Origin of the sequence: Aeromicrobium sp. (assembly GCF_014378035.1) — a bacterium.
Taxonomy (GTDB): Bacteria; Actinomycetota; Actinomycetes; order Propionibacteriales; family Nocardioidaceae; genus Aeromicrobium.
In genome coordinates, this window is the sequence record NZ_JACMOM010000032.1 from 1 (window position 1) to 8,030 (window position 8,030).

The 8,030-nt window shown below is 67.1% G+C and carries 4 protein-coding genes; 2 read left to right on the forward strand and 2 right to left on the reverse strand.

Annotated elements, in window-relative coordinates:
• Nucleotides 1–259: 259 nt before the first annotated feature.
• Nucleotides 260–994 carry a class I SAM-dependent methyltransferase gene (locus H7290_RS02105; RefSeq protein ID WP_290512363.1) on the forward strand — a complete coding sequence of 245 codons (735 nt, stop codon included), beginning with the start codon at nt 260–262 and terminating at the stop codon, nt 992–994.
• Entirely contained in the window at nt 991–5,037 is a 4,047-nt protein-coding gene (locus H7290_RS02110) for an alpha-(1->3)-arabinofuranosyltransferase family protein (protein ID WP_290512364.1), read from the forward strand. Before H7290_RS02105 ends, H7290_RS02110 begins: the two co-directional genes overlap by 4 nt.
• Here the strand turns inward: H7290_RS02110 and H7290_RS02115 are convergent.
• Nucleotides 4,962–6,143: an acyltransferase gene (locus H7290_RS02115; protein ID WP_290512365.1), complete on the reverse strand. Its 1,182-nt coding sequence runs from the start codon at nt 6,141–6,143 to the stop codon at nt 4,962–4,964. The two genes, H7290_RS02110 and H7290_RS02115, sit on opposite strands and share 76 nt — an antisense overlap.
• Before the next feature lie 8 nt (nt 6,144–6,151).
• Nucleotides 6,152–7,987 (reverse strand): hypothetical protein, encoded by a 1,836-nt coding sequence (locus H7290_RS02120; protein WP_290512366.1) that lies wholly within the window; start codon nt 7,985–7,987, stop codon nt 6,152–6,154.
• Nucleotides 7,988–8,030 lie beyond the last annotated feature (43 nt).

The following is an 8,030-nucleotide window of genomic DNA, read 5'->3' on the forward strand; positions in this document are numbered from 1 at the left end:
GATGGCCCTGCTCGACGAGCCCTCGAGCCATGTTCTCGACGTAACGCTCGGAACCGCCTCCCTCGGGGTTCTTGGTGTCGCGCCAGTTACAGAAAAGTACGTGCATGCCGTGCTCCGACCGAGGTCGGATCCTCCCTTGTGTACCGGCCCACGTCCGGCTTCTACCTCTGCGCGCGTGCAGGCACGAGATGCGGCGTCCCTCAACGCCACGGACTGATCCTATCAAGGGGGTGGACCACCGCTCAGGTACTGTTCTCGCGTGCCTGACCTGCCCTTTCGTCCTACTTTGCGACGATCCTGGCGGTTGTTCCGGGCGTTCGGTGTCGAGCAGACTGATCCTGACCACTTCTACGGCACCCTGGCGCAGGACTCGGTCGACCAGATCGGCACCTACGCTCCCCTCAGTGGCCAGTGGGTGCTGGATGTCGGGGGCGGTCCGGGCTACTTCGCCGACGCGTTCCGGGCCGCCGGAGCGACTTACACCCCATTGGACGCCGATCTTGGCGAGCTGTCCGGGCTCGGCGAACCGATGGCCGGCACGGTTCTCGGCAGCGGCATGCAGCTGCCGTTCGCCGACAACAGCTTCGGAGTCACTTACTCCTCCAACGTGCTCGAGCACGTCAGCGAGCCCTGGACCATGGCCGACGAGATGGTCCGCGTCACCCAGTCGGGTGGGCTCGTCTTCCTCTCCTACACCTTGTGGTGGGGACCGTGGGGCGGCCACGAGACCGCGCCGTGGCACTTCCTTGGCGGGCACCGCGCCGCGCGGCGCTACGAGAAGAAGCACGGCCATCCGCCCAAGAATGTCTTCGGCACGTCGTTGTACGCCGTGACGGCCCGTGGTGGACTTTGGTGGTCGAAGGAGCAGACCGCAGCAGAGGTCGTCGCGGTGATACCTCGCTACCTGCCGCGGTGGGCGTGGTGGGTCCTTCGGGTCCCGGTGCTTCGCGAGGTCGTGACCTGGAACCTCGCGATCGTGCTGAGGAAGCGGTGAACGACCACACCATCGTCCACCGTTTCCGACTCCTCGCGGTCTGTTTCGTCCTGACTGCCGTTGCGTTCCTGCAGCAACCCGGACGCCTCGTGACAGACACCAAGCTGGACCTCGCGATCGACCCCGGGCGCTTTCTCGAGCGTGCCCTGCAGATGTGGGACCCGAACGGCGCCTTCGGGCAGCTGCAGAACCAGGCATACGGCTATCTGTTCCCCATGGGGCCATTCTTTCTTGCCGGACATGCGGTCTCGCTCGAGCCATGGGCCGTGCAACGCCTGTGGTGGGCGTTCGTGCTGTCCGTGGCATTCCTAGGCATGGTCAAACTCAGCGGGCTCCTTGGCATCGCCACGCCGTGGGTCCGCATTCTCGCTGGCATAGCTTTCGCTCTGTCGCCACGCCTGATCACGGTCTTGGGGCCGAGCTCGATCGAGGTCTGGCCCACCGCAATGGCTCCGTGGGTGCTGGTGCCACTCGTCCTGGCGATTCAGCGAGGGGCAGCCAGGCGTCACGCTGCGCTGTCGCCCCTGGCGGTGGTCGCGGCCGGAGGAGCCAACGCCGCCGCAACGGCAGCCGTGTTACCGCTCGGCGCGCTGTGGATCCTCGTTGCATCGCGCGGACCACGTCGCCGCGCCCTCGTGCGGTGGTGGCCCCCCCTTGTGGTGTTAGGGACGCTGTGGTGGCTGATCCCGCTGATGCTTCTTGGGCGCTACAGTCCGCCGTTTCTCGACTACATCGAGACCGCGTCGGTCACGGCCTTCGCGACCGACCTGTTCGACGTCCTGCGCGGCACGGTCAACTGGGTTGCCTATATCGACCCGGCGTCCGTGGCGGGGAACAACCTCGTAACTACACCGATCCTGATTCTGAACGGCGCGATCGTGACAGCGCTGGGACTTGTGGGCTTGGCCCGGCGGGACCTGCCCTACCGCCGGTTCCTCGTATCGGGAGTGGTGACCGGTGTCGTGCTGGTCGCTGCGTCCCACGACGGCGCGGCCAGCGGCGGGCTGGCACCACAGGTCCGCGACCTGCTTGACGGCGCACTCGCACCACTTCGCAATACCCACAAGTTCGAGGTCGTCGTCCGCATCCCACTTGTGATGGGCATGGCGCACCTCGTCGACGTGCTCTCCCGCACCGACGTAGAGCGCGAGTCTGCCGAGATGCCCCGACGCAACCTCTTGGCGGTCGGGGTCAGCCTGCTGGCCGTCGTTTCGGTGTTCGGTGCGTCGTCGCCGGCTTGGACTGGGCACCTCGCCAACCGCGGTTCGGTCACGGAGATCCCCGGCTACTGGCGGGACACCGCCGACTGGCTGGCGCAGCATGACGACGGCACGGCTCTCCTGCTCCCGGCCTCAGGATTTGCTGACTACGCGTGGGGGCGCACCGGTGACGAGCCTTTACAGCCTCTCGCGAAGTCGTCGTGGGCTGTTCGCAACCTGATCCCACTGGCCCCGGGGGGAAATATCGAGATGCTCGACGCAATCTCCGCGACATTGACGACGGGCCAAGGTGGCCCTGGGTTCTATGCCACGCTACGACGCGCAGGCATCACACACCTCGTCGTTCGCAATGATCTCGACAAGACCAAGGACATCGTCGACCCGGAGTTGGTCTACGCAACCCTGCGCTCTACCCCGGAGCTGACCTCGGCAGCATCCTTCGGACCGCAGGTCGGCGGCGACCCTTATCTCCCGACTCGCAAAGGCCGCGGCGCGATCGTCAACGACGGCTGGCAGTCGTCGCACCCCGCCGTCGAGATCTTCGACGTGCCGGGTGTCGCGTCCGCCACGACCCAGCTCGCGGCGGACACCCCTGTGCTCGTCGGTGATGCCAAGAGCCTCATGACCCTGGACCGTCTCGGGGTGACACGAGGCACCCAAACGGTTCTGGCCGACGACCAGCCCGTCGGTCAGACCCCGGACTTCTATCTCCTGACCGACGGGACCCGGCGCCAAGAAGCCGGCTTCGGAACCGTCAACCACAACCGGTCGAGTTCGCTCTCGCCGGGCGATCCCTACACGGTGGACCGACCGGTCCACCAGTACGACTCAGCCAAGATCCAGCCATGGCTGACGGTCCCGCGTCTCGAGGGTGCGTCGCGCGTGGGTGCGTCATCCGCGCAATCGTCTGTCGATGTCCTCCCCTTCACCCGCATCGAGCAGAACGCCTGGGCTGCATTCGACAATGATCCCGACACTTCGTGGCACGCGTCCACCAAGGACGCGGGCAAGACATCGTGGGTCGAGATTGACTTCAACCGCCCCACCGATCTCGGGCGGGTCGACGTCACATTGGGTCTACCGTCCTCCGACCAGCGCAGGATCACCGTGACGACAGCGACCGGCACCTCCCGAACGACGGCGCAGGGTGGTACGAAGGTTGCGTTCGACGTCGGCACTGTCCGCAAGCTGCGCATCTCCGGTGTGTCCTCGCTCGACGCTCCGCTCGCCGTCTCTGACGTCACCTGGACCGGCAAGGCCGTCGCACGGCCCATGGTCATGCCGACCGTGCCAACGAACTGGGGTGCTCCGGACCGCATCCTGATGGACACCGGCGAGGGCTACACCCGCGGATGCCTTACGATCGACGGTCAGCTTCGGTGCGGCAGGGACAAGGTCGGCGCGGGTGAGGACGGTCGGACCATCGATCGGGTCTTCACAACGTCGGTGACGGCGACGTACGAGCCTCGGCTGCGTGCCACGGCTCGGGGCACCGCCTCCCTCGACGCCCTCGTCCAGCGTGGGCGGCTGATCACGATCAACAGCAGTTCGCGCGTCGTCGCTAGTCCGCAGGCTAGTCCGGTCATGGCGATCGACGGCCGGGCCAGCACGGGATGGGTGGCGTCCCCCGACGACCCGACGCCGACGCTGACATTGCGGTGGGTCGGCAAGCGCTCGATCTCCCGGATGCAGGTCACCTCGTCGAAAGGCCTGCCAGCGACGGCACCCCGGGCCGCGACCCTGACGTTCGGCGACGGCTCGACCCGCGACGTCTCGTTCGTCGACGGCGAGGCGACGTTCCCCGCCGTGCGGACCGACTCCTTGCAGGTGCGTCTCACGCCCGGGCCAGCGCGCCTGAGCGTCGACTACCGAGGCTTCGGGCAGCCCCTCCCGGTGGGCGTCAGCGAGATTCGCCTGCCGCAGGTCGACCTGCTCCCGATGGTGCTCTCGACGACACCCGTCACGCTGCCCTGTGGCACTGGGCCGTCGGTAAGCGTCGATGGCACGACCTACCGGTCGCGTGTCACGGCATCGCCCCAGGCTAGCGTGGAAGGCGCCGATTTCGATGTCAGGCTCTGCGGGGTGCGTGACGTCGAACTCGTCGCCGGGAAGCACCGTGTCACAGTGCTTGGCACGGACGCCTTTCGGCCTACGCAACTGTTGCTTTCGCACACGGCCGCCCCCGACATCGCCTCCTTCGTGCCGGCGTCCTCGCCGGGCGACGACGTGAGCGTTCGTCGGACCGGTCAGGACTCGCTGGTCACGACGACTCACAACTCCAACCCGGGGTGGCAGGCGACGGCGGACGGGTCAGAGCTCAGCCCGGTCGTGCTCAACGGATGGCAGCAGGGGTGGCGCCTGCCTGCCGCCGACGGCACCGAGGTCGTTACGCGCTTCGCCCCCGACTCGACCTACCGCGTCGGTCTGCTCGTGGGGCTGATCGGGCTGCTGGGCCTACTCGGCCTCGTCCTCGCCCGCTGGGGGCGACGCGTCCTGCCTCCCGGAGATGTTCGCGCGCCGCGCGGAGCCATGCTGTCCGTGGGGCTGCTCCTGGCGCTCCTGCTGGCGGCCAGCCCGCTGTGCGCCGGAGCCGCGGCCGTTGGACTGGTCGTCGCGGAGGGCGCCAGTCGCACGCGCCGTGCGGATCTGTCCTGGCTCGCAGGCCTCCCGATCGTGGTCGCGGGCAGTTGGGCGGCGTTGAGGCCATGGGCGGGTCCGCACACTTGGTTCGGTGACTCGGCCTTCCCTCAGGTCCTGGTTGCGGTGTCGTTGGGGGTGATGATCTCCCGGCTCGGATCGCCGCCCCAAGTGCGCCAGCGCTGAACCGGGCGCTCGACTAGCCAGTGCAGCGCCTCGGCGGCGAGTAGGCTCAGGAGAAGGGTAACGGCGAAGAAGCGCAGGCCGTCGCCTCCGAAGAGTACGAAGCCCCCATGGTCGGCGACGAGCAGCAGAATCGTCTGGTGGCAGCAGAACAGGCAGTAGGACACGTGGCCGAGGTGCCGCAGCACCGGGGCGGCAAGGACCTTGCCGTAGCGGTTGGAGTCGTCGCCGAGCGCGCTGGGCAGTACGATCAGGGCCGCGACAGCACCGTACAGCACAAGCTTCGCCACGGACTGGTCCCGGGTCAGCAGCGCGAGCTGTACGGGTCCCGCGAGAGGGGTACAGGCGACGAGAAATAGCGCACCGGCTGCCGTCCAGCACGTGCCCGGGTTGAGTGCCACGGCACGCAGGGCCGACGATATTCGCGACGGTGAGCCTTCCGGGGTCGTCGCGGCGACTGCGAGTGCGATCCCGAGGGCGAACCAGAGGAAGTAGGACGGCAGCCACCAGGCCGTCGCCTCAAAGAGCGGCTTCAGCAAGCTGCCCGAGAGGGCGACCCAAGCGATGTTCAGCGCACCGAGCAGTGCCGTCGCGATGTAGAGGCGACGCGACGTCCATTGACCGCGCACGGCCCGCGCGCCCACCCAGAACAGCAGCGGAAGTGCGAGGTAGAACGCCGCCTCGATCGACAGGCTCCACATCTGGGTTAGTCCCGAGGGGAGCGCGTCGGATAAGAAGACGTCGGTCAATGAGAGGTTGGTCAGCCATCGGGAGACGGGCATTTCGCGGTTAGCGGCGAACACCACCAACGCCACCGTGACGCTCACCCAGTAGACGGGCAGGATGCGCAGCGCGCGTTTCCACAAGTAGCGAGCTGCCGAGTCTGTTCGGCCTCCGCGGATCGCAGCGGCGACGTAGGGACGACCGAGCAGGAATCCGGACAGTACGAAGAAGATCGCGACGCCCACGTCTAGCCGGGCCAGCGCTGTGCCGACGAGGCTAGTCGAGTAGCCGCCGGAGTAGAACGACACGTGTGTGGTGAGGACGGCGAGGGCTGCCAGGGCGCGAAGTGAGTCGAGCCCGGGGTAGGTGTGCCGTGCGGTGGTCATGTAGGTCCTCAGGGTGCCGGCACGATGGTGTCGCCGATTGTGATGACGTCGACGCAGGTCGTCGTCTCAGTCAGGCTACGCAACGTCAGGCTGCCGTAGGGCTTCTCGCCTTGGATAAAGTACGTGTGGGTGCCGGGCTCGACCTGCATCGTCGCCACGACCCGCTGATCGGCCCGAACCTCGATCGTCGAAGGTCCTCCCGAAATATAAGACATCGTAGTCCACCAGAAGTCGGCGTTGTTGCGCTGCGGCAAGCCGATCGTGGTGGGAGTGCTGTCGATCGGGTAGCCGCAGTCCCGCTGGGGCCCGCGGGGGGCGGTGATGGCGATCGGGACCTCGGCTTGCCGGTGGAAGCCCTGCGCGTCGAGCACCTGGAGGTCGTTGGCGGACGTTGCGGTGTCGAGCTGCTTGCGCAACGGGTAGAGCAGCCGCGACGGCAAGTTGTAGGGGAACGAGGTGGCGGCCTGCACGATCTCTGGCACGGGGATGTCCGCCACTGTCGCGGGATCGCGCTGGAGCGAGTCGCGGGCGTTGACCACGAAGGCGCGAGCTGGGTAGTCCTCATGCCAGTTGCGCGCGTATAGAGCCGTGCTCGTGACCGCGCCGAGGACGACGGCCGCGAGGGTTGAGCTCGCGACCACGCGGCGCGGGCGGGTTAGTTTCGAGAACTGCTGCTCGTGGGGCCTGATGGTGGCGCCGGCTGCCCCCATGATGACGAGCCCGAGCGTCAGGGTCACGACCGGCGTGGAGTCGGCGAGGAAGCGCATTAGCAGACCGGCCCCGGCTCCGATCTGGGTCGCACGTCCGAGCGCGAGGCCGACGAACGTGATTCCCAGGTGGACAGCAAGGATTAGTCCCGCCGCGATCGTCGCCAACGGGGAGCGGTGCAATGCGTATGCCAGCGCGACGACGACGACGACTGCAGCGACGACCCTGAGAGTGCCAAATGGGTCGACTGCCCCCATCGGCGGGTTCGAGTTGTCCCATCTCCATGGTCCACCCACGATCGAAGTCAAGAAGGATGTCCCAAGCATTGTGGCGGCGGTGCCGCCGAGCTGCGTGGACGCGTCCGTGGTGACGGGGGACGGGGTTAAATGGCGGTAGAGCGCGAGGTAGCCGATGCCGAGGACGAGCAGCGGCGTCCACAGCGTCCACCAGGTACGGAACGCGGTCCAGGGCCGTTTCCACCAGCGCCCGGTTGCGAAGAAGCCGACCGCTAGCAGGACCACGGTCAAGAGGATCAACATCCCGCGGGGGTCGGCGAGCACCCCGAACGCGAACGCGGCCCAAGTTGCCACTAGCGAGCCGAGGGTGCGGGTCCGGAAGTAGCTGACGGCGGCGGTCACTGCGAGGAAGAACCCGAGCTGCAACGGAAGGGTATTGAGCGCTGCGGACCACCAGATCACGCCGTCGAGGGACATCGTCGAGAACAGGTAGAACGCCAGTGGCACGAGGACCCGTAGCCGGAATCCGAACAGATTAGTGAGCATTCGCAGGCAGGCCAGGCTCGCGAGAAGTTGCAGCACGACCGTGATCGTCGCTGCGAGCCCCCAGTTGTACGGGCCCGCGTGCGCAACGACCCAGGAGATCGCGATCCCGGGTGGCATCAGGTGGCTGTCGTGGGGGCGGAAGAGGAAGGACAGGGTCAGGTCGTGCTTGAGCGCGTCCTCCAGAAAGATGAAGTCGTCGCTGTAGAACCAGCTGCCGAACACGGCCCAAGCTCGCAGTGCGGTTTGCGCCACGATCATCAGCGCGGCGCCCGCGATCACATGCTGGCGGCGGGTGAGTGGCTCACCGATCCAGGTGCTGACTCGCCACCACGGCAACGGCGGGGTGGGATTCACATGCGGGATTGTGCCATAGCGGCGGGTTCACAGGCCGGGCGAC